The 22,220-nt window shown below is 65.9% G+C and carries 17 protein-coding genes; 8 read left to right on the plus strand and 9 right to left on the minus strand.

From position 1 onward, the window contains the following. Positions 1-44 precede the first annotated feature (44 nt). The 3 genes from C8C95_RS15810 to C8C95_RS15820 all read left to right on the plus strand — a co-directional run bounded on the left by C8C95_RS15810 (position 45) and on the right by C8C95_RS15820 (position 4,810). Positions 45-875, plus strand: coding sequence for an SDR family oxidoreductase (locus tag C8C95_RS15810; RefSeq protein ID WP_116749195.1), 831 nt, complete (start codon positions 45-47; stop codon positions 873-875). Between the two features lie 153 nt (positions 876-1,028). Next, on the plus strand, positions 1,029-2,144 hold the full coding sequence (locus C8C95_RS15815; protein ID WP_116749196.1) for a TRAP transporter substrate-binding protein: 1,116 nt from the start codon (positions 1,029-1,031) through the stop codon (positions 2,142-2,144). After that, positions 2,141-4,810, plus strand: a complete 2,670-nt coding sequence (locus tag C8C95_RS15820; protein WP_116750310.1) for an EAL domain-containing protein — start codon at positions 2,141-2,143, stop codon at positions 4,808-4,810. The genes C8C95_RS15815 and C8C95_RS15820 overlap by 4 nt, the downstream gene beginning before the upstream one ends. Positions 4,811-4,907: 97 nt before the next feature. On the opposite strand, the gene C8C95_RS15825 is transcribed toward C8C95_RS15820, so the two are convergent. Beyond that, complete coding sequence (locus C8C95_RS15825) at positions 4,908-5,807, minus strand: DMT family transporter (protein WP_116749197.1); 900 nt, start codon at positions 5,805-5,807, stop codon at positions 4,908-4,910. Positions 5,808-5,969: 162 nt separating this feature from the next. On the opposite strand from C8C95_RS15825, the gene C8C95_RS15830 reads away from it, so the two are divergent. After that, complete coding sequence (locus C8C95_RS15830) at positions 5,970-6,953, plus strand: quinone oxidoreductase (RefSeq protein WP_116749198.1); 984 nt, start codon at positions 5,970-5,972, stop codon at positions 6,951-6,953. Beyond that, a complete protein-coding gene (locus C8C95_RS15835) occupies positions 6,950-7,783 on the plus strand; it encodes a DUF4743 domain-containing protein (RefSeq protein WP_116749199.1) in 834 nt (277 codons plus the stop codon). Before C8C95_RS15830 ends, C8C95_RS15835 begins: the two co-directional genes overlap by 4 nt. Here the strand turns inward: C8C95_RS15835 and C8C95_RS15840 are convergent. Continuing rightward, positions 7,737-8,831, minus strand: a complete 1,095-nt coding sequence (locus C8C95_RS15840; RefSeq protein WP_116749200.1) for an SDR family oxidoreductase — start codon at positions 8,829-8,831, stop codon at positions 7,737-7,739. The genes C8C95_RS15835 and C8C95_RS15840 overlap by 47 nt on opposite strands. A 97-nt stretch (positions 8,832-8,928) precedes the next feature. On the opposite strand from C8C95_RS15840, the gene C8C95_RS15845 reads away from it, so the two are divergent. After that, the gene (locus C8C95_RS15845) at positions 8,929-9,861 is read left to right on the plus strand and encodes a LysR family transcriptional regulator (RefSeq protein WP_116749201.1); all 933 of its coding nucleotides are present in this window, start codon (positions 8,929-8,931) and stop codon (positions 9,859-9,861) included. 80 nt (positions 9,862-9,941) lie between these two features. Here C8C95_RS15845 and C8C95_RS15850 read toward each other — a convergent pair whose 3' ends face one another. After that, positions 9,942-10,865: a LysR family transcriptional regulator gene (locus tag C8C95_RS15850; protein ID WP_116749202.1), complete on the minus strand. Its 924-nt coding sequence runs from the start codon at positions 10,863-10,865 to the stop codon at positions 9,942-9,944. A gap of 131 nt (positions 10,866-10,996) precedes the next feature. Here C8C95_RS15850 and C8C95_RS15855 point away from each other — a divergent pair, with 131 nt between their 5' ends. After that, positions 10,997-11,977: a bile acid:sodium symporter family protein gene (locus tag C8C95_RS15855; protein WP_056062101.1), complete on the plus strand. Its 981-nt coding sequence runs from the start codon at positions 10,997-10,999 to the stop codon at positions 11,975-11,977. Positions 11,978-12,045: 68 nt separating this feature from the next. Here C8C95_RS15855 and C8C95_RS15860 read toward each other — a convergent pair whose 3' ends face one another. The 4 genes from C8C95_RS15860 to C8C95_RS15875 all read right to left on the minus strand — a co-directional run bounded on the left by C8C95_RS15860 (position 12,046) and on the right by C8C95_RS15875 (position 18,485). Then, positions 12,046-13,701: a Na/Pi cotransporter family protein gene (locus tag C8C95_RS15860; protein ID WP_056747467.1), complete on the minus strand. Its 1,656-nt coding sequence runs from the start codon at positions 13,699-13,701 to the stop codon at positions 12,046-12,048. Between the two features lie 229 nt (positions 13,702-13,930). Next, positions 13,931-14,434 (minus strand): signal peptidase II, encoded by a 504-nt coding sequence (gene lspA / locus C8C95_RS15865; RefSeq protein ID WP_056060982.1) that lies wholly within the window; start codon positions 14,432-14,434, stop codon positions 13,931-13,933. Next, entirely contained in the window at positions 14,434-17,319 is a 2,886-nt protein-coding gene (ileS, locus tag C8C95_RS15870) for an isoleucine--tRNA ligase (protein WP_116749203.1), read from the minus strand. Before ileS ends, lspA begins: the two co-directional genes overlap by 1 nt. Positions 17,320-17,432: 113 nt before the next feature. Then, positions 17,433-18,485 carry a bifunctional riboflavin kinase/FAD synthetase gene (locus C8C95_RS15875; RefSeq protein WP_116749204.1) on the minus strand — a complete coding sequence of 351 codons (1,053 nt, stop codon included), beginning with the start codon at positions 18,483-18,485 and terminating at the stop codon, positions 17,433-17,435. Positions 18,486-18,652: 167 nt separating this feature from the next. On the opposite strand from C8C95_RS15875, the gene C8C95_RS15880 reads away from it, so the two are divergent. After that, the gene (locus C8C95_RS15880; protein ID WP_116749205.1) at positions 18,653-19,210 is read left to right on the plus strand and encodes an HNH endonuclease; all 558 of its coding nucleotides are present in this window, start codon (positions 18,653-18,655) and stop codon (positions 19,208-19,210) included. Between the two features lie 106 nt (positions 19,211-19,316). On the opposite strand, the gene C8C95_RS15885 is transcribed toward C8C95_RS15880, so the two are convergent. After that, positions 19,317-20,627: a tetratricopeptide repeat protein gene (locus tag C8C95_RS15885; RefSeq protein ID WP_116749206.1), complete on the minus strand. Its 1,311-nt coding sequence runs from the start codon at positions 20,625-20,627 to the stop codon at positions 19,317-19,319. Positions 20,628-20,754: 127 nt separating this feature from the next. Further along, positions 20,755-22,149 carry an alpha/beta fold hydrolase gene (locus C8C95_RS15890; protein WP_207780608.1) on the minus strand — a complete coding sequence of 465 codons (1,395 nt, stop codon included), beginning with the start codon at positions 22,147-22,149 and terminating at the stop codon, positions 20,755-20,757. Between the last annotated feature and the right edge of the window lie 71 nt (positions 22,150-22,220).

A 22,220-nucleotide genomic window follows, 5' to 3' on the forward strand; every position in this document is an offset into this window, starting at 1 on the left:
TTTAACAAAGCACACTTGTATCAGTGTGCAACCAGGAGATTGTTATGGATTTGGGTATTGCAGGCAAATGGGCGCTGGTGTGTGGCGCGAGCAAGGGGCTGGGCTATGGCTGCGCGCAGGCTTTGGTGCGCGAGGGTGTCAATGTGGTCATCAACGCCCGCAGTGCCGAGGCACTCGAACAGGCTGCTACTCGTTTGATAGCTGAAAGTGCAAACAAGACCAGCGCCAGCGGCCAAAAGGGTGCCTCACCCCAGGTGCTGGCTGTGGCGGCCGACATCACCACATCCGAAGGGCGTGCGGCGGTGTTCTCGGTGGCCGGAGGACCGGGCCGTGACTTCGACATCGTGGTCACCAACGCAGGCGGCCCACCCACCGGCGACTTCCGCGACTGGAACCGCGACGCCTGGATCAAGGCTGTGGACGCCAACATGCTGACCCCTATCGAGTTGATTCAGGCCACGGTGGATGGCATGGCTGCACGCGGGTTTGGCCGCATCGTCAACATCACTTCCAGCGCCGTGAAGGCGCCCATCGACATCCTGGGCCTGTCCAACGGAGCGCGCAGCGGTCTCACGGGGTTTGTGGCGGGTGTGTCGCGCAGCAAGATTGCAGCGAGCGGGGTGACCATCAACAACCTGCTGCCTGGCAAGTTCGACACCGACCGGCTCGCAGCCACCGTCACGGCAGCCGCCAGCAAGGCGGGCAAGAGCGTCCAGGATGTGCGCTCCGCGCAGCAGGCGCAGATTCCGGCAGGGCGGTATGGCACTGCCGAAGAGTTTGGTGCCATTTGCGCCTTCCTGTGCAGCGTGCACGCGGGCTACATGACGGGACAGAACGTGCTGGCCGACGGTGGTGCCTACCCCGGTACGTTCTGACGCAGGCCGGGCCCGACGAGGCCCGGCTGGTGGGCTGTGTGGCGCAGTGCTCCCGCAGAACGGAAGCTGGCGTGGTGTTTTGCCGACAGCTTTACCGGAGCGCTGAATAATTGGTGGAATACTGCGGGCCAGCGCCTGCCACTGTCCGCCGCCATGCAATCTGTCCACACTCCCTTTCTGCCGCGCCTGAAACGCCACTGCACCCTGCTGTGTCTGGCGCTGTGCGTTGGGGCTGCTGTGCAGGCCGCCGATGCGGCCAGCGCGGTGGGTGCGGGCACCACAGCGGCAGCTCCGTACCGGTTGCGCATCGTGGGCGGTCTGGCCGGCATCAGCCAGTACGTCCGGCAGGAAGAGCCCTTCTGGACCAAGGAGCTTTCTCGCCTGAGCGCCGGGCGCTTCCAGGCAGAGATCGTGCCCTTTGACCGGGCCGGCGTGCCTGGGGCCGAGATGCTGCGTTTGTTGCAGCTGGGCGTGGTTCCTTTTGGCACCACCCTGATGAGTTCGTTCACCGCGCAATACCCCGAATACACAGCGCCTGACCTGGCCGGACTGAACCCCGACCTTGCCACGCTCAAGACCACGCTGGCGGCGTTTCGCCCCTACCTCGAAAAGGCGTTGCGTGAGCAGCATGGTGTCGAGGCACTTGCCATCTATGTGTACCCGGCGCAGGTGGTGTTCTGCAAGAAGCCACTGCGCACGCTGGCCGAACTCACTGGCCGCCGCGTGCGTGTGTCGTCGGCCAGCCAGGCCGACTTTGTGGGCGCCTTGGGCGGGGTGCCCGTGCTGACCAGTTTTTCGCAGATCGTGCCGAGCTTGACCGCGGGCAATACCGAATGCGCCATTACCGGCACCATGTCGGGCAACATGCTTGGCCTGCCGTCGCTCACCACCCACGTGCACACCCTGCCGGTGACCTGGGGGCTTGCCGTGTTCGGTGCCAACCAGGCCGCCTGGGCGGCGCTGCCGGCCGACCTGCGCACGCTGCTCAAGCGCGAACTGCCCCGTCTGGAAGCCGCCATCTGGGCCGAGTCCGAGCGTGAAACTGCCGACGGGCTGGCTTGCAACCGGGGTGCCCCCACCTGCAGCGCTGGCACCAAGGGCAGCATGGTGGTGGTGCCCGTGTCGCCCCAGGATGAGCGCAGCCGCCAGGAGATCCTTGAATCCACCGTGTTGCCGCGCTGGGTGCAGCGTTGCGGCGCTCGCTGCGCGCAGGTCTGGAACCAGACCATCGGGCCAGCGCGTGGGCTGCAGGCAGCGCCTGCGAAATGACAGAGTCCGCCGCACCTTCGCGCATCAAGGCCTATGTCTGGGCGGGCGCTGCAGTGTTTGTGGCGGCCGTGGTGGCGGTGGCCGGTACCCTGGCGTGGAATGCCCGCCAGGCCGCGCTGGCCGATAGCGAGGCCCAGGCCACCCGCTTCGTGGCGGGCGCAGAGGCGGCACTCAACCGCTCGCTGCTGGCCGTGGACGTGCTGCTGGCCAGCATGGACGAGCTGCTGGGACTGTCCAATGCCATGCCCAAGTGGCTGGATGCCGATACGGCCAGCCAGCGGCTGCGGGGGGCGGCGCGGCAGAACCTCATGGTGCGCTACGTGGCGGTGCTCGACAGCACGGGCAAGGCGTTGGCGTCGTCCGACCCCGCAGGCGCCAGCCTGTTGGTGCAACTGCCGGCCGGTTTTCTGGAGAGCGTGCTGGAGCAACCTGTATCCACCCTGATGGTCAGCGCGCCGGTGGTGAGCTTTGCCAGTTCCGAGAAAGTGTTGTACTTCGCTCGCCACCTGCGCATGGCGGACAGCTCGCGGGTGGTGGCTGTGGCCGAGCTGCCGGTGTCGGCCCTCAGCTCGGTGCTGGTACAGGGCGTGGACATCAGCGGCCTGCAGGTCACGCTGGAGCGCGCCACCGGGCAACTGCTGCTGAGCGTGCCCAACCGCGAAGACGTGACCGCGCCCACCATCACGCCGCCCATCGGAGATTTGGTCGACCGGGGAATGGCCTGGCAGGCCCCTGCGCGATTGACCGGCGAGCCATCGCTGGTGGTGTTCCGGCCCATCCTGTACCAGGACTTGCGCATCGCGGCCAGCATTCCGCTGGATGCGGCGCTCGCCGGCTGGCGCGACCAGCGCGATGCCATTGCACTGACCACCGCGCTGTTCATCGCCATGATCTTTGCGGCGGGGGTGCTGGCGCTGCGCTATGTGGACCGGATGTCCCAGGCCCGCCTGGCCATCGCGCAGTCCAAGGCCACGCTGGACCAGGCGCTGGAGTCCATGGTGAGCGGCTTCTTGCTATTGGACAGCCAGCATCGGGTGGTGCAGTGGAACCGCCAGCTGGAGACGATTCTCCCGTGGCTGCAGGGCGTGATCACACCCCTCATTCCGTTCCGAACGGTGCTGGAGGCCACGGTGGAGCACCATGTGCCCCGCCTGTCCGACGATGAGCGCAAGCGGTGGGTGAGCCAGCGCCTGGAGAGGCAAAAGCACCAGCCGGAGCCGCGTGAACAGTCGTACGCCAACGGCAGCACCATCCAGATCACCGAACGCGCCACGCCCGATGGCGGCCTCGTCATCAGCTACCACGACGTGACTGCGCTGCGCAAGGCCAGCACGGAGATTGAGAGCCTGGCCTTTTACGACCCGCTGACCAACCTGCCCAACCGCCGTCTGTTGATGGACCGCATGCAGCAAGCCATTGCCGCCAGCGTGCGCAGCGGGCAGTACGGCGCCTTGTTGTTCCTGGACCTGGACCACTTCAAGACCCTGAACGACACGCGGGGCCACGAAGTGGGCGACATGCTGCTGCGCCAGGTGGCCCAGCGTCTGAAGACCTGCGTGCGGCGCGAGGACACGGTGGCGCGCCTGGGGGGCGACGAATTCGTGGTCATGCTCAGCGACCTGTCGGTGCACCGTGATGAAGCCGCCGCCCAGGCGCGCCGGGTGGGCGAGAAGATTCTGCGCAAACTGAATGTGCCCTACACGCTGGGGGGCAACGCGCACCACAGCACGCCCAGCATTGGCGCCACGCTGATGGGCGGCAGCCTGCAGTCGTCGGTGGACCTGCTGAAAGAGGCGGACATCGCCATGTACCAGGTCAAATCGCAAGGGCGCAACGCGCTGTGCTTTTTTGACCCCCAGATGCAGATCGTCATCAGCATGCGCGCGCAGCTGGAGACCGACCTGCAGATGGCGCTCACGGCGCGGCAGTTTGTGCTGCACTACCAGCCGCAGTTCCACCTGGATGGCCGCATGGTGGGCGCTGAGGCCCTGATCCGGTGGCAGCACCCCGAGCGCGGGCTGGTTGCGCCCGGCGAGTTCATAGGCGTGGCCGAAGAAAGCGAACTCATCGTGCCCATGGGCCACTGGGTGCTGCGCACGGCCTGCGAGCAACTGGCGGCCTGGCAGGGGGACGAGCGGTACCGGCACCTGCAGGTGTCGGTCAACGTGAGTGCGCGGCAGTTCCGCCAGCGCGACTTTGTGGCCCGGGTGGTGGAGGTGCTGCGCGAGACGGGCGCCAAGCCGCACCTGCTCAAGCTCGAACTCACCGAATCGCTGGTGCTGGACAACGTGGACGACACCATCGCCAAGATCGGCATGCTCAAGACCAAGGGCGTGCGCTTTTCGGTGGACGACTTTGGCACCGGCTATTCATCGCTGGCGTATCTCACGCGGCTGCCGCTGGACCAGCTCAAGATCGACCAGTCCTTTGTGCGCAACCTGGGGGTGCGGCACACCGACGATGTGATCGTCCAGACCATTCTGGGCATGGCACGCAACCTGGAGCTGGATGTGATTGCCGAAGGGGTGGAAACCGAGGCACAGAAGGACTTCCTGGCCCGGCACGGCTGTGTGTACTTCCAGGGCTATCTGCTGGGGCGGCCCACCCCGGTGATGGACCTGGAGGCGTTGATGGAGTCGGCCACCACGGTCACTGCCCCGGGTTGATGGGCCCAGAAAGGCCGCGCCGTTTGCTACTCTTTGTGTAGCAATTGGGGCAATCAATACCTGCGCTACCGCCGGTTTGGACCCAAAATTGCATCCGTCAACGCCGTGACGACACCACAATGCCACCCACGATCAGCGCGAACGCCACGGCATGGAACGCCCTGGGCGTGTCGCCCAGAAAGGCCGCCGAGAGCACCCCGGCAAACAGCGGCGTGAGGTTGATGAAAAACCCGGCGGCTGCGGGCCCGGCGCGTTGCACGCCCACCCCCCAGCAGCGGTAGGCCAGCACCGCAGGTCCCACAGCAATGAAGGCCAGGGCGGCTATCAGCGGCCATCCCCATGCGATGTGCGTGCGCCCGCTGGCCCATTCGGCCCCCGCAAAGCTGCCCGACCAGGCCAGTCCAAACACCATCTGTGCCATCAAAAACGCAGCCCAGTCGCCGCGGATGCTGGTGGGCTCGCTGGTGCGCGACAGCAGCCAGCTGTAGAACGCCCAGGAGATGGTGGCCAGCAGCATGAACAAATCACCCGGCACCAGGCGGAAGGCCAGCAGCTGCGACCACTCGCCCCGGCTCAGCACCAGCAGCACACCACACACCGACAGCAGCGCGCCCAGCACCTGGCGCCGCGTGACGGCCGCGCCGAAGAACAGCGCGCCCACGGCCAGCATCCAGACCGGCATGCTGGAGCCCACCAGCGTCACATTGATGGGGGTGGAGGTCTGCAGCGCCATGTACTGCAGCGCGTTGTAGGCCCCGATGCCCAGCAGGCCCAGCAGCGCATAGCGGCGCCAGTGCGGCCACAGCGGGCTGTTTGTGCGCAGCACGCCATGGGCCAGGGGCAGCAAGATGGCAAAGGCCAGCACCCAGCGGATGAAGTTCAGGGTGATGGGGGGAATCAGGTCATGGACCAGCCGCCCCACCACAGCGTTGCCGGCCCACAGCAGGGGCGGGATCACCAGCAGCACGGCCGTGCCGGGTGTGATTTTTTGAGTCATGGGGCTGCACTGTAACGGTGCAGCCCGGGCCCTGCTGCGCCCGGGGCACAAGGCCCCAGCACGCACCGGTGCTGCAAGGGCCGTCGGCAACCGCGTGCGATTCGTGGCAGGATGGCCGCCGTTGAGACATCCCCCCCTTTTTTGTTTGAGGAGACGTTAGCCATGAGCCTTGCCGTCCAGATCCGCCAGCACGGTGGTCCCGAAGAACTCCACATCGTTGACGTCCCTGTGGGCGAGCCTGGCCCCGGTGAGGTCCGCATCCGCCACCACGCCATCGGCCTGAACTTCATCGACGTGTACCACCGCACCGGCCTGTACCCCTTGAGCATGCCCGCCACCATCGGCATGGAAGGCGCGGGCGTGATCGAGGCGGTGGGTGAGGGCGTCACGCACCTGAAGGTGGGCGACCGCGCCGCCTATGCCAGCAATCCTCCCGGCGCCTACTGCGAAGTGCGCGTGATGCCCGCCAAATGCGTGTGCAAGCTGCCCGATGCGATCAGTTTTGAGACTGGCGCGGCCATGATGCTCAAGGGCCTGACGGCGCAATACCTGCTCAAGAAAACTCGGCCTGTGGAAGGCCTGCAGCCTGGCGACCATGTGCTGTTCCATGCCGCAGCGGGCGGTGTGGGCCTCATCGCCTGCCAATGGGCCAAGGCGCTCCGCCTGCAGCTCATCGGCACGGCGGGGTCCGATGCCAAGTGCCAGCTGGCCCTGGCCAACGGCGCGGCGCATGCCATCAACTACAGCACCGAGGACTTTGCGGCGCGCGTGAAGGAGATCACCGGCGGCAAGGGCGTGAAGGTGGTGTATGACTCGGTGGGCAAGGACACCTGGGACAAGTCGCTCGAATGCCTGCGCCCCTTCGGTTTGATGGCCAGCTTCGGCAACGCGTCGGGCCCGGTGGCGCCGTTTGCGCCCGGCAGCCTGGGCGCCAAAGGCTCGCTGTACGTCACGCGTCAGACACTGTTCACCCACATCGCCACGCGCGAGGCCACGCAAGCCATGGCGGACGACCTGTTTGCCGTGGTCGCCAGCGGACAGGTCAAGATCCACATCGACCAGCGCTACCCGCTGGCCGATGTGCAGCAGGCCCACCGCGACCTGGAAGCACGCAAGACCACCGGCTGCACCATTCTCACGCTGTGAACACGGCTGCACAGGCGCCCACCTTCGACCAGTGGCTGGCAGGGGCACGCCAGGCGGCGCTGCAGCCACCGGCCCAGCCGCGCCAGCCCCTGGTGGTGGCGGGGCAGGTGGTGGGCTCGGTAGCGCCCGGGTTTTTCAGCCAAATCAGCCCGAAGCGCTTGATAAATAAGCGCTACCAGCTATCAGAAGCAGAGCATTCTCAGGGCCTTGCTTGGCATTTGCAGGCATCGCCCACCGACACCACGGATGCCCTCAACACCCTGGCCGCCGCGCTGCGCGATGCGGGCCTGTGTGGCCCCTGGCGTGATGAGCAGTTGGCGGTCACCAACCCGGCGGGCGAGGTCATCGGCACCGTGGAGCGCGGGGCGGTGCGCGTACTGGGCGTGGCCACCCGCGCCGTGCACCTGGTGGGCCTGGCGCCTGACGGGCGCATGTGGGTGCAAAAGCGCTCCCTGACCAAACCCAACAACCCCGGGCTGTGGGACACGCTGATGGGTGGCATGGTCTCCGCTGCCGACTCTCTGCCGCAGGCCCTGGCCCGCGAAACCTGGGAAGAGGCCGGTTTGCGGGTGGAGGCATTGGCCGACGTGGCTCACGGGGGCCAGGTGCTGTTCAGCCGCCCCAGCCGCGAGGGCGGTGGCGCGGGCTTCATGGTCGAGCGCATCGACTGGTTCCGCGCCCAGGTGCCTCAGGGCATGGAGCCCGACAACCAGGACGGCGAGGTCGAGCGTTTTGACCTGCTGCCACTGGAGGTGGTCCGGGAGCGGGTCGCCCAGGGGGCGTTCACGCTGGAAGCCGGGCTGGTGATTGCGGGGTTTCTGGGGGTGTAGTTGCCCGTGCAGCGTGAGGGCTGCCGCTGTGGCCGGCGCTGGAGGGCAGGCAGCCCAGACCCTGCAAGGTGGCCTGCACTGCCTCGTCCAGCGGGGTGTGAGGCTCCTCGCCCAGCACCGCCCGCAGCCGGTCGTTGGCCATGCGCACGGGCTGCTGCCACAGGTAGCGCATCTCGCGCATCTCCCGCAAGGTGGTCACGAACGGCGAGGCCAGCGTGACCAGCCACCAGGGAAACGCCTGCACGCGCGGCGCTTGGCCGCCCTGCGCCACCACTGCACGGCCAATGGCGGCCGCCATCTGCGTGCCGTCGGCATCCCAATGCCCGGCCAGGTGAAAGTGGGCAAACGCGGGCAGCTCGGCGCGCCGCTCCAGCAGCAGCACCATGGCGCGCGCCACGTCGGGCAGGTACGACCACTGGTGCCCGATGCCGGGTGCGCCTGGCTGCTTCACCGTGGTCACCGGTCGTCCTGGCTGGACCAGGCCCTGCGCAAACCAGCTGTTGCCCGCCAGCGGGCCAAAGAAGTCGCCCGCGCGCACGATGATCACACGGCATGCTGCCTCCAGCGGGCGTGGCTCGGTGGCTTGCTGCAGGCGGCGCTCCAGCTCCACCCGCAGGGCGCCCTTGCGCGTGCGGGGGTGTTGGGGGGCGTCTTCGTGCAGCACCGGGAAGGCATCCGGCCCGTAGTTGTAGACGGTGCCTGGCAGCACCACCGTGGCGCCGTGCGCCCGGGCTGCTGTAATCGTGTTGTCGATCATCGGCAGCACCAGCTCGCTCCAGCGCCGGTAGCCGGGCGGGTTGACCGCATGCACGATCACCTGGCAGCCCGTGGCGGCGGCCATCACATCGGCGAGGGTCATCGCGTCGCCCCGAACCCAGGTGAACCCGTCGCGCTGTTCTCTGGCCTGCGCAGCGTTGCGGTGCAGTGCCACCACCTCCCACCCCCGGTCACGCAGCTGGCGCGCCACCTCGCCGCCAATGCCGCCGGTGGCGCCCAGAACCAGTACCTTGGGGCGGCTGCCGATGGGGTTGTTGGGGTTGTTGCTCATCGCGATGCTCCTTCAAAAACTATGGATGGAGGCAGTGTCTGCGCCCCAGCGATTCAATGGAATTGCTGAAAATGAGTGGGTGGCTATACATTTATGTATGGACCAACCGGATCGCCATGACATTGGCTGGGAGCTGTACCGTTCGTACCTCGGCGTGCTGCGAGAGGGCTCCTTGTCCGGCGCCGCGCGGGCCCTGGGGGTGACGCAGCCCACCGTGGGCCGCCACATTGCCGCGCTGGAGCAGGCCCTGGGGCTGGTGCTCTTCACGCGCTCTCAGCAGGGCCTGCTGCCCACCGAGGCCGCGTTGGCCCTGCGCAGCTACGCCGAAGCCATGGGCCACTCTGCGGCAGCCCTGGTGCGCGCGGCTGACAGCCAGGGCGACGGCGTGCGCGGCACGGTGCGCGTGAGCGCCAGCGAGGTGATGGGGGTCGAGGTGCTGCCGCCCCTTCTTGCACAGTTGCAGGCCGAGCACCCTGCGTTGACGGTGGAGCTGGTGCTGAGCAACCGCGTGCACGACCTGCTGCAGCGCGAGGCCGACATCGCCATCCGCATGACCGAACCCCGGCAGGACGCGCTCATCGCCCGCCGCGTGGGCACCATCCCGCTGGGGCTTTACGCCCATCCGAGCTACATCGCCGCCCATGGCACGCCCGCCACCCTGGCGGAGCTGGCGCACCACCGCCTGATTGGCTTCGATGCCGAAACCCCGTTTCTGCGCGCGGCGCAAAAGGCCCTGCCCGCGTGGCGGCGAGACCGGTTTGCCGTGCGCAGCGACAGCGATGTGGCGCAACTCGCCTTCATCCGCGCTGGCGCCGGCATAGGCATCTGCCAGGACGCACTGGCCCGCCGCAGCGCCCCCGCGCTGGTGCGGGTGCTGTCGCAGCAGCTCCAATACGGGCTGGAGACCTGGGTGGTGATGCACGAGGACCTGCGCACCAGCCCGCGTTGCAGGCACACGTTCGATGCGCTGGTGGTGGGGTTGGAGCGGTATCTTGTTGAGGGACTAGGCAGCTCCGCATCGGCCGGCTAGTCCGCTGAATCGGATGGGTGTGGGAGGCTGCGATTTATTGAGCAGCTGGAGACGCCCATGCAGATACGTTGGGAGTTTTTTCAACGGCCTTTGTTACTAAGAACCTGCGTGCCATTGCGCTGCACCGCCACCGTCTTTACCAGATCCCACGCCGCCTGCGCCACAGGCGAGAGCGCGCGGTGCCTCCGGTGTACCAGCATGATCTCGCGGTCCACGCGCGGCACCAGGGGGCGCACCGCCAGCCGTGTCAGGCCTTCTGGCGGGAGCGCCAGGGTGGGGATCACCGAGATGCCCAGGCCTGCGTCCAGCATGCGGAAGATGGTGGTGGGGTGGCCCACCTCCTGAGCCACCGTGCAGGTCACGCCGTGCTCGGCCAGGGCGCGGTCGATCAGTCGGCGGCTGCCGGATTCGTGGTCCAGCAGCACCAGCGCTTCGCCCTGCAGGTCGGTCCAGCGCACCTGGCGTTTGCCCGCCAGCCGGTGGTCGGGCGGGCAGGCCAAGCAAAAGGGTTCGGTGAGGATGGTCTCGCAGTGCAGCGCCTCGCGCTCGCTGGGGTCGATGACCACGCCAAAGTCCACCTCGCCCGACAGCACACTGGTCAGCACTGCGCTCTGGATGCGGTCCAGCAGCACCAGCTCCAGCGCAGGCAGGGTGCGCTGGCAGTCGGCGATGCAGTCGGGCATGAGGTTGGCCGACAGCGTGGGGCTGCTGGCCACACGCACGCGGCCGCGCCGCTCGGTGGCCAGTTCCCGCACGTCCAGCAGCGTGTTCTCCAGCTCCTCCAGCACACGTGGCAGGCGTGCCGACAGGCGCTGGCCCGCATCGGTCAGCGTCACTTCGCGCGTGGTGCGGTTGAGCAGCTTCAGGCCCAGCTGGGCTTCCAGCTCGGTGATGCAGCGGCTCACGGCCGGTTGGGTCAGTCCCACCGCATCGCCGGTGCGGCTGAAGTTGCGGGTGGCGGCCACCGACTGAAACACGTGCAGCTGGCGCAGGGTGATATTCATGCGCTCGAATCATAAATCCATCAGAGAAATCCATTTCTCTTTGGAATCAGGCTGCGGTCCAATGCGTGTCTTTGGGGTTTGTGTACCCCATGTCCCTTTGCATTTTTTGCGCTGCCGCTGCGCTGTCACCCATGGCCCGTTCCCGTTTTCTCCCTGACAACTTCACCCTGGCCTTGCTGGGCACCGTCACCCTCGCCAGCGTGTTGCCCGCATCGGGCGTGGCGGCCCAGGCGCTGGAGGGGATCACCGTGGCCGCGGTGGCGCTGCTGTTCTTCTTGCACGGGGCCAAGCTCTCGCGGGATGCCATCGTGGCGGGGCTCTCGCACTGGCGGCTGCACCTGGTGGTCGTGGGCACCACGTTTGTGCTGTTCCCGCTGCTGGGCTGGGCGCTGCGGCCGGTGCTGCTGCCGCTGGTCACGCCTGGGCTTTACACCGGCATCCTGTACCTGTGCGTGCTGCCAGCCACGGTGCAGTCGGCCATTGCGTTCACGGCCATGGCGCGCGGCAACATGCCGGCGGCCATCTGCAGCGCGTCGGCATCGACCCTGCTGGGCATTGTGATCACACCGCTGCTGGTGGGCCTGTTGCTGCCCGAGGCGCAGCAGCAGGCAGGCACTGCGCAGCATGACACGCTGGCCAACATCGGCCGCATCACCTTGCAGCTGCTGGTGCCCTTTGTGGCGGGCCACCTGCTGCGTCCGTGGATTGGCGGTTTTGTGCAGCGCCGGGCGGCAGCGCTCAAGCTGGTGGACCAGGGCTCCATCCTGCTGGTGGTGTTCACCGCCTTCAGCGCTGCGGTGGTCGAGGGGCTGTGGCGGCAGCTGCCAGCGTCTGCGCTGCTGGGCCTGGTAGTTGTGTGCGCCGTGCTGCTGACCCTGGCGCTGGTGACCACCACCTGGGTTGCGCGGCGCATGGGGTTCTCCAAGGAGGACGAAATCACCCTGGTGTTCTGCGGCTCCAAGAAGAGCCTGGCCAGCGGTGTGCCCATGGCCAAGGTGCTGTTTGCGTCGCACGCGGTGGGCGCCATCGTGCTGCCCATCATGGTGTTCCACCAGATGCAGCTGATGGTGTGTGCGGTGCTGGCGCAGCGCTATGCGCGGCGCAGTGCGTAGACGCTAGCTTGCTATCTTTTGTGTAGCTGAAAGCGCATGGAAAATATGCGCCTGCAGCCCCAAAGGCTTCAACTTTGTTCGTTGAGCGCGCGCAGGCGGCTGGGCGCCAGGGCACCGGCCGATTCCAGGATGGGGTAGGCCACCGAGCACAGCAGCGAGTTGATGCGCTTGAGCTCGCTGATCAGGTCGATGTGCAGTGAACTGGTCTCGATGCTCTGCACGGTGTTGTCTGACAGGCGTGCCAGGTGGGTGGCCGAATAGGCGTGTTCCAGGTCGCGAAAGCGCGCTTTTTCTTCGAGCAGCTTTTGTGCGTCGCGCACGCTGCCGTTCAAGAACACGCTCATGGCCAGCCGCAGGTTGTCGATCAGGCGGGCGTGCAGCTCGTTGATCTCTTCCATGCCCGCCTCGGAGAACTGGCGGCCCTTCTTGATCTTCTTGTCCTCGATGTCGATCAGCACCCGTTCGATGATGTCGCCGATCTGCTCCATGTTGATGGTGAAGCTGATGATGTCGGCCCAGCGGCGGCCCTCGCGTTCGTCCAGCGCCTCGCGCGAGATCTTGGTCATGTAGTACTTGATGGCCGAATACAGGCCGTCCACCTCGTCGTCGAGCTTGCGCAGGTCTTCCGCCAATTGCAGGTCGTCGGTGCGGATCACCTTGTGCAGGCCCAGCAGCATCGATTCGACCACGTCGGCCTGGTGCAGGGCTTCGCGCGCCGCGCATGAGATGGCGAGCGATGGCGTGGCCAGGGCGGAGGGGTCCAGATGCTGGGGGCGGGTGCCTGCGGCAGCCTGCGCCTTTTCCACCGGCAGCAGGCGCTGCACGGCCCGCGCCACCGTACCTGTCAGGCCAATGCAGACGATGCCCACCACGATGTTGAAGGCCAGGTGGAACAGCACGACCAGGGCGGCGGTTTCAGGCACGTAGGGCCGCACATGCTGCAGCCACAGGCCGGTAAGCGGCGTCATGATGAGCACGCCAATGATCTTGAAGAACAGGTTGCCCAGGGGCACCTGGCGTGTCTGCACGTTGGACTTCATGGTGGTCAACACGGCGAGCACGCCGCTGCCCAGATTGGCGCCCAGCACCAGTCCCAGCGCCACATCGGCCGGAATACCGCCCGAGCCCGCCAGCGCTGCTGTGAGCAGCACGGTGGCGAGGCTGGAATACGCCACGATGGCCAGGATGGCGCCGGTAAAGATCTCCAGCAACAAATCGCTGGTGAGCGCTCCCAGCAGCGTGCGCACGGTGGGCGACTGGGTGAGCACCGTGGTCGATTCGGTGATGAGGCGCAGCGCCAGCAGCATCAGCCCCAGGCCGATCAGCACCCGACCCACGCGGCCCACGGCGGTGTCCTTGCGCGAGATGAACAGCACCACGCCCACAAAGATGAACAGGGGCGACAGCCACGACAGGTCCATGGAGAACACCACGGCCATCACGCTGGTGCCCACGTCGGCGCCCAGCATCACGGCCAGCGCCGCAGGCAGGCCCACCAGGCCCTGGCCCACAAAGGACGACACGATGAGCGCGGTGGCCGTGCTGGACTGCACCACCGCCGTCACGCCAATGCCGGAGAGCACGGCAGTAAACCGGCTGCTGACGCTGTGCGCAATCAGCTGGCGCAGGTTGGCGCCGAACACGCGCAGGATGCCGGTGCGCACCAGGTGGGTGCCCCAGATCAGCAGCGCCACGGCTGCCAGGAGATTGAGGAGATGCTTCATGAAAACCGTTGTTTCTTCTTCTTGTGATGGGCGCAAGCCCTGCGATGACCAGACCCAGGGGCCAATGCAAGAACCGCGCACACCGGGCTGTCATAAAACTGACACATAAGCATACTCCTGATTCCATAGCGCTGGAGCAGATGCCCATGTCGGCGCTGGGTGCGTTGCTGTGCACAAACAGCACGGCCCGCATGCAGCGGGCCGTTCAGGGGGTAAAGCCAGCGTGGCCTCAGCGCTCCCGCCGTACCCGCAGCAGCTCGTCCAGGATCAGGCAGGCCGCACCCACGGTGATGGCCGAGTCCGCCAGGTTGAAGGACGGGAAGTACCAGCCCGCGTAGTGGAACTGCAAGAAGTCCACCACATAGCCGTGCATGAGCCGGTCCACCACGTTACCCACCGCTCCGCCGAGGATGCTGGACAGCGCAAAGCTGAACAGCTTCTGGCCCGGGTGCGCGCGCAGCTGCCACACGATGAAGATCGTGGCCGCCGCGCCGATGCCGGTGAACAGCCAGCGCTGCCAGCCGCCCGCGTCCGACAGGAACGAGAACGCTGCGCCAGTGTTGTGCGCGCGCACGATGTTGAAGAAGCTGGTGATGAACGTGGAGTCGCCCAGCTGGTAGTGGTTGAGGATCAGCGTCTTGGTGATCTGGTCGGCGCCCAGAAGAAACACCGCCCACGCCAGCCACGGCCACATGCCCGCGCCGGTGCGTCCGGCCTGTGCTGTGCGCGCCATCACGCGTGCGCCCGGCTTTCGCCGTCGCCGTGGAGGTTGCTGGTGCAGCGGCCGCAGATGGTGGGATGGGCGGCATCGCTGCCCACATCACTGCGGTAGTGCCAGCAGCGCTCGCACTTCGCGTCGGAGCTGGGCTTGACGCTGATCTGCAAAGCGCTACCAGCTACCAAATCGATAGCGGATGTGATGAACACGAATTTCAGGTCATCGCCCAGGCTGGCCAGCAGTGCGTGGTCCTCCGGCGCAGCCGTGAGGGTGACGGTGGCCTGCAGCGACGAGCCGACCTGGCCGGCGGCGCGCAGCGCTTCGATCTCCTTGTTCACCGCATCGCGGATCTCGCGGATGCGCGCCCACTTGGCCAACAGGCCTTCGTCGGCACCCGCACCCACGCCCGCCACGTTGCCGTAGGTCTCCAGGAAGATGGAGTCGGAGCTGCCAAAGACCTTCCACGCCTCTTCGGCCGTGAACGACAGGAACGGCGCCATCCAGCGCAGCATGGCGTGCGTGATGTTGTAGAGCGCCGTCTGCGCACTGCGGCGCGCCAGGCTCTTGGGCGCCGTGGTGTACAGGCGGTCCTTGAGTACGTCGAGGTAAAAGCCGCCCAGGTCTTCCGAGCAGTACAGCTGCAGCTTGGCGACCACGGGGTGGAACTCGTACACCTTGTAGTGCGCCAGCACCTCGGCCTGGAACTCGGACGCGCGCGTGAGTGCGTAGTGGTCGATCTCGAGCATCTGGTCAAACGGCACGGCATCCTTGGCCGGGTCGAAGTCGCTCACGTTGGCGAGCAGGAAGCGCAGCGTGTTGCGGATGCGGCGGTAGGCGTCCACCACACGCGCGAGGATCTTCTCGTCGCCCGCGATGTCGCCCGAGTAGTCGCTGGCGGCCACCCACAGGCGGATGATCTCGGCGCCCAGCTTCTTGTTGATCTCCTGCGGGTCGATGCCATTGCCCAGCGACTTGCTCATCTTGCGGCCCTGGCTGTCCACGGTGAAGCCGTGGGTCAACAGGCCGCGATACGGCGCGCGGCCTTCCAGCGCGGATGCCAGCAGCAGCGAGCTATGGAACCAGCCGCGGTGCTGGTCATGGCCTTCCAGGTACAGGTCGGCCTCAGGGCCGGTGTCATGGTGCACCTCGGGGTGCGTGCCGCGCAGCACATGGCTGAAGGTGGACCCGGAGTCGAACCACACTTCCAGGATGTCGGTGCTCTTGGTGTAATGCGGCGCGTCTTCGGCGCCCAGAATCTCTTCGGTCGTCACGCGGCTCCAGGCCTCGATACCACCCTTTTCCACGATGTCGGCGGCCTGGTCCATGATTTCCATGGTCCGCGGGTGCAGCTCGCCCGAATCCTTGTGCAGGAAGAACGGGATGGGCACGCCCCAGCTGCGCTGGCGTGAAATGCACCAGTCCGGCCGCCCGGCGATCATGTCGTGCAGGCGGGCCTTGCCGTTCTCGGGGTAGAAACTGGTGTGCTCGATGGCATCCAGGGCGATCTGGCGCAGCGTCTTGGCGGGCTTCATGCCGGGCTGGGTGAACACGCCTTCGCCCTCGTCCATGCGCACGAACCACTGTGCGGCGGCGCGGTAGATCACCGGCGTCTTGTGGCGCCAGCAGTGCGGGTAGCTGTGTGTGATGTCCTTGGTGGTCATCAGGCGGCCTGCGTTGCGCAAGGCTTCGATGATCACAGGCACGGCCTTCCAGATGTGCTGGCCGCCGAACAGCGGGAAGTCGGCCGCGTAGGTGCCGTTCCCCTGCACGGGGTTCAGGATGTCGTCGAGCGCCATGCCATGCGCGCGGCAGGAGTTGAAGTCTTCCAGACCGTAGGCGGGCGAGGAGTGCACGATACCCGTGCCGTCGTCGGCCGTGGCGTAGTCGGCCAGGTACACGGGCGACAGGCGGCGGTAGCCGAAGCTGCCGTCTTCGTTGGCCACGTCGTACAGCGGGTGCTCAAATTCCAGGCCGCCCAGGTTCTTGCCCAGGGTGGTGGCCAGCACGCTGCCGGTGAGGCCGTAGCGCTCCAGGCACGAGGCCACCAGCGGCTCGGCCACGAGCAGGATGCGTTCACCCGCGTCCACCAGCGCGTAGGTGATCTCGGGGTTCAGATTCAGCGCCTGGTTGGCGGGGATGGTCCAGGCGGTGGTGGTCCAGATGACGACGAAGGCGTCCTTTGCCAGCGCGGGCAGGCCAAAGGCGGCTGCCAGCTTGGCGGGGTCGTGCGACTTGAAGGCCACGTCCAGCGTGGTGCTCTTCTTGTCCTGGTATTCGATCTCGAACTCGGCCAGCGAAGAGCCGCAGTCAAAACACCAGTACACGGGCTTGAGGCCTCGGTACACGAAGCCACGCTCCATCACGCGCTTGAAGGCGCGGATTTCGCCTGCCTCGTTGGCGGGGTTCATGGTCTTGTAGGGGTTGTCCCATTCGCCCAGCACGCCCAGGCGCTTGAAGTCCACCATCTGCTGTGCGATCTGCTCGGTGGCGAACGCGCGGCTCTTGGCCTGCATGTCGTCGCGGCTCAGGTTGCGGCCGTGCTTTTTTTCGATGGCGTTTTCGATCGGCAGGCCGTGGCAGTCCCAGCCGGGCACGTACAGCGCGTCAAAGCCTTCGAGCTGGCGCGCCTTGGTGATCATGTCCTTGAGGATCTTGTTGACCGCGTGGCCCATGTGGATCTGGCCGTTGGCGTAGGGCGGGCCGTCGTGCAGGATGAACTTGGGGGCGCCCCGGCGGGCGTCGCGCAGGCGCTTGTAGATGCCTTGGTCTTCCCAGTCCTTCACCCAGCCCGGCTCGCGCTTGGGCAGGTCGCCGCGCATGGGGAAGGGGGTGTCGGGCAGGTTCAGCGTGCTGCGGTAGTCCGTGGCGGTGGATGCGGGGGTACTGGCGTTGTCGGACATGAAGGAGCCTTAAAACGGGGCATTCGGGGGCAGGCCCGGAGCAATGCGGGGAAACAGGGAGCGAAACGCGGGAGGTGTAGTGCCTGCAGGGCAGGCGCTGCGCAGGCAGCCCCCTAAATTCGGTCGCGCGTGGTCTGGCGCCGGGTCTCGGTGTGGTTGGGAGCGGCGTGGGCCGATGCAAAGTAGGCGCGCGCATCCGCACAGTCTTTCGCGATACCCGTCGTCAGGGCGTCCAGACTGTCGTACTTCAGTTCGTCGTGCAGTTTGTGCAGTAGTTCCACACGCACGATTTTACCGTACGCCCCTTCGGCACCCAGTTCCGCAGGCCAGTGCAGGCAATGGGTTTCCAGCAGCACGCGGCCGCCGTTCACGTCATTGGGGTCCAGGGAGGGGCGCACGCCCAGGTTGGCCACACCCGGCAAGGGCTCGCCAGCGAGACCATGGACCACTACGGCAAAGATGCCGCTGGCGGCGGGTTTCCAGTGCGCAAACCGCAGGTTGAGGGTGCGAAAACCGTCGCCCGCGCCTTCCGCCGTAGCGCCCAGTTCGCGCCCCAGCTTGCGGCCATGCACCACATGGCCGCTGATGGTGTAGGGCCTCCCCAGCAGGCGTGCGGCCGCCTCCATGTCGCCCGCCGCCAGTGCCTGGCGCACGGCGGAACTGGACACGCGCAGGCCGTGCACCTCGTAGCTGTTCATGCGCGCTACGTCGAACCCCTTGGCTTGCCCGGCCGCGTCCAGCATGGCGTAGTCGCCCGCTCGCTGGCGGCCAAAGCGGAAATCGTCGCCCACCAGCACGTAGCGGGCACCCACGCCGCGCACCAACACCTCGTCGATGAAAGCTTCGGGCGACTGGGCGGCCAGCCGGGCGTCAAAAGGCAGCACCACGGTCTGCTGCACACCGCAGCGTGCCAGTTCGGTCAGCTTGTCGCGCAGCGTGCCCACACGCGCGGGGGCGAGTTCCGGCTTGTTGTGAACCCCTGCAAAGTAGTCCCTCGGGTGCGGCTCGAAAGTCAGCACGCAGCTTTCCACCCCCCGGTGAGCGGCCTCGCTGTTCAGCAGGGCCAGCATGGCCTGGTGGCCCCTGTGTACACCATCGAAATTGCCGATGGTCAGCGCACAGGCATTGGCAATGCCAGGGTGGTGGAAGCCGCGAAAGATCTTCATCGGTTTGTTATCTTTTTGATAGCGGTCTGTGCAAGCGCAATAAGCGCAGGACGCCAATTTGTCATGAAAACGGAGTATATTGTGACCCACGGCTGGCCCCGCGCAGGGCTGCCCGCGAGACATCTGCGTTCCGATCCTTGTGTACTTTGTGTTCCAGGAGGCGTGTTTTGAAGGTCTTGAAGCTGTCAGCCCAAGGGCTGCCCCAATCGTGGATTTCGCTGGAGCAGGCGGTCATTCATTACGCCGCCGGGGAAGTGCGCTGGGAGTCTGGTGCCCAGATTGCCCGGTTCCGGGGCGGGCACAACGCCATCTCGGGTGAGCAATCGGTGATCGCCATCAACAGCATCATCGGCACCAAGGGCGTGCCCAGCATCAATCCGTTCGAGCTCAAGCCCAGCCTGACCAACAGCAAGCTCTTTGCCCGCGACCGCAATGTGTGTGCCTACTGCGGCGGGCACTTTCACGAAGAGGGCCTGACGCGCGAACACATCGTGCCCTTCGCCCGCAACGGCCAGGACCACTGGATGAACGTGGTCACGGCCTGCCGCCCCTGCAACCACCGCAAGGGCCCCCGCACGCCAGAGCAGGCGCACATGCCGCTGCTGTATGCGCCCTATGTGCCGAGCCTGTGGGAGGACTTCATCTTGCGCAACCGGCGCATCCTGGCCGATCAGATGGAGTTCTTGATGGCGCACGTGCCGAAGTCGTCACGCCTGCTGGCGTGACGGACCGATGATGGGGTGCGGGAAATCGTGCGAACGCTCTGGCCGCTAAGCAGTTGCGCGTTTTTGGAAGGCTGGTCTACCTCCAACGGTGATCACAGATCCCGGATCAAACGGGCTTATGGGCCGTGACGACAAAGCCTTGCACGGGAAAAAGATTTTCGTGGTGCAGCACTGTTTCTTCCACTTCCACCGCATCGAAGCCGGCGGCCTTGCAGATGGACTGAATGTGGCTAAGCTTGTGCGCGTAACGTCCAACTGGTAACAGCACGAGATCCGGTCCTGCCTCCGGAGCTGTTTCGCAGGAGAAGATCAGTACTCCGTTCGTTGTAAGGACGCGGAACGCATTGGGAATAGCCTTGGTTAAATCGCCTGCGTAACTGAACACATCCAGCGCGGCGATCACCTGATACAGGCCATCTGGCGTTTCACGCAAGGCGTCGTGCAGGTTGACAGTATGAAAGCGGTCGTACACATTGTGGCGCGCCGCCTGCTCCACCATCTTCATAGACAGGTCTACGCCGATCAGTGCGCCGTCCAGGCGGCCCAGGCATACGCCCAGCAGGCCGGTTCCACAACCGAGATCCAGCACATTGATTTTCTTGTCGGGGTGTCGGGCAAGAATCTTGTCTGCAACCTGTTTGGGCAGCTGGTACTTCAGGCTACGCACCATGTGCATGTCGTAGAACTCGGCCATGCCGTCAAACAGCGGGCGCATCAGCTCCACAGGTTGCTGTGCAGGAGTTTCGCCGCGGGCCACCTGTGCGTAGTACTGATAGACCGCGTCGCCAGGAGCCAGCTGCAGCAGGGCTACTGCGTCCTTCTCTGCGTCCGTGGGCTTGCCTGCAGCAATGTACGCCTGGACACGACCTAGCAGTGATTGGGACTCCTGGGGGCTCTCATCGACCAGTGCGTCCCACAGGGACAAAGATTCTTCGTGCTGGCCCAATTCGCTCAGGTCGCGCGCCAGCAGGCGCCGCAGCATCACATCTCCTGGGACCAACTCCAGCCCGCGGCGCAGATGGCGGATCGCCATTTCAGAATGGCCCGCGCGGTGGGCGATATCCACCACGCCCGCCAGCACCTGCAAGTTCTTGGGTTCGAGTAGCGCTACTTTTTCAGCGGTTTCAACAGCTTCCTTGAACTGGTTCTGCCGCGCCAGCAAAAGCGCCAGTTCCAGCAGGCCCGGTCCCCATTCAGGGGCCAGCGATACGGACTTGCGCAGTGCCTCAAAAGCGCCCTTCACGTTGCCAGCTTTTTCCGCCAGCAGACCTCCCAGCATGAAGACACGTGGGTCCTGGGGCCACTGGGCGTTGGCTTTGTTGAGCGTTAGGGCTGCGTTCTTCAGGTCGCCCTTGGCAATCTGTTCACGGGCTTTGGTGAGGTGCTTAAGGTTGGGGTCGTTGGCAATAGCGCTCATGGGCAGAAACAGAATAGGCAAAAGCGAGGGTCGAGCGAGTCGCCCGAACTGCGGTGGCGGCCGCAGGCGAATGGCGGATTATCCGGGATTTGGGGGCGGCTCTTTTCACCAACTTAGTGGCTTGCGCTCAGTGGTTCAGCTCCAGCATTACCACGTGCCCTTGCGCAGCAGGCCAAGTCTGCCCTGCCACCCGCTCCCCATTGAATTCACCCGCAATACTGCGCACGCCCCCCGCGGGCTTGACCTTGGCAGATGCGACGCCGGCACCAGCGGGCACGCCCGCAGGCACTGCACCATCCAGCAGCATCTTGTCGCGCGCCGGGTCCAGGTAGCCGCGCGGGCGGGTCAAGGTCACAACGCTCTCGGCGCCCTTGTCGGCATCGGCCATGCGTTCTGCGCGCAGATGGATGAGGTCACTACTGCGCGGAAAGCCGCTGCGGTAGATGTGGGTGGTGGCATATCCAGGCGCGGTGATTACGAACTCGATGGGTGCGCCGGGTGCAACCACCAACGGACCCCATTGGCCATCAGCACCCACTGTCTTTCGCAGCAGCGGGTTGCCCGTGCGTGCACCAGTGGCGGAGTCGGTGGCGTACACCTCCAGCTGGGCCCCCGCAAGGGGCAGGTTGTTGCTGAAGTTGCCGGTCTTGGGGTCGGCAGAGTCCACCCCCAGGCCCGTGACTTTGCCGTTGATCACTACGGATTTCTCCGCGGCGATCTCGGTGCGTGCGGGGGCCTTGCCGGTGATGAAGCGATAGGTGGCTTCAAACGCAACGGGGGAGTACGAAGTCTCGCGGTGGTCGATGCGTGGAATCACCACGTTGGTGGCACCCTTGAGTTCGGGGCCGGTGGCGGTCACGTTGGTGGGCGTGCCTTTCTGGCCGATCCACAGACCGTCGGGCTGGGCGAACTTGTCGTTGTTGTCCGAGCGGATGGTCAGCCATTTCACCGGGCCGCTCACTTCGTCGCCCGCAGCGTTCTTGGGGGCATTCAGCGCTTTGAGGAAGGGGCCTGTGCCCGAGAACTCGTTGCCTTCTCGGAACCCTGGTATCGCCCACACGCCGTGGTTGGGTGTGCCGCCTAGGATCGCGTGGCTCACCGTCTTGTCGCCGCCCCCGTTGTAGATGTAGTTGCGGATGGCATTGCCGCCGCGCGAGTTGCCGACCAGCACGACCTGGCGGGCGCCTGTGGCTTTGAGCACCTTGTCCACTTCGGCCTTGAGGTAGGCCATGTGCTCTGCGGCCGAGGTGCGGCCCGGCTGGGGCTTGGCGTCCTCATCGCGCGACAGGGGGTAGGGCACGTCGATGGCGTGCAGTCGCTCGCGGGGCCAGCCGTTGGACTCGAACCGCCAGACGGTGGTCTGCCACAGCGCGGCGGTGTCGCCGTTGCCATGCACAAAGACGATGGGCGGTGCTTCTGCCAGGCTGGGGCTCTGGGTGGCGCAGCCTGCCAGCGCCAGGCCGGCGGCCGCAGCGGCTGCCAGCAAGAGGGATCGGCGTGGCAACAGGAATGCGTGATTCATGGGGGAGTCTCCAAAAAGAAAAAATGCCCGTGGACTGGGGAATCCACGAGCATCGTTTGCGGGTGTTACGC

This window comes from Acidovorax sp. 99, assembly GCF_003096455.1.
Classification (GTDB): domain Bacteria; phylum Pseudomonadota; class Gammaproteobacteria; order Burkholderiales; family Burkholderiaceae_C; genus Acidovorax; species Acidovorax delafieldii.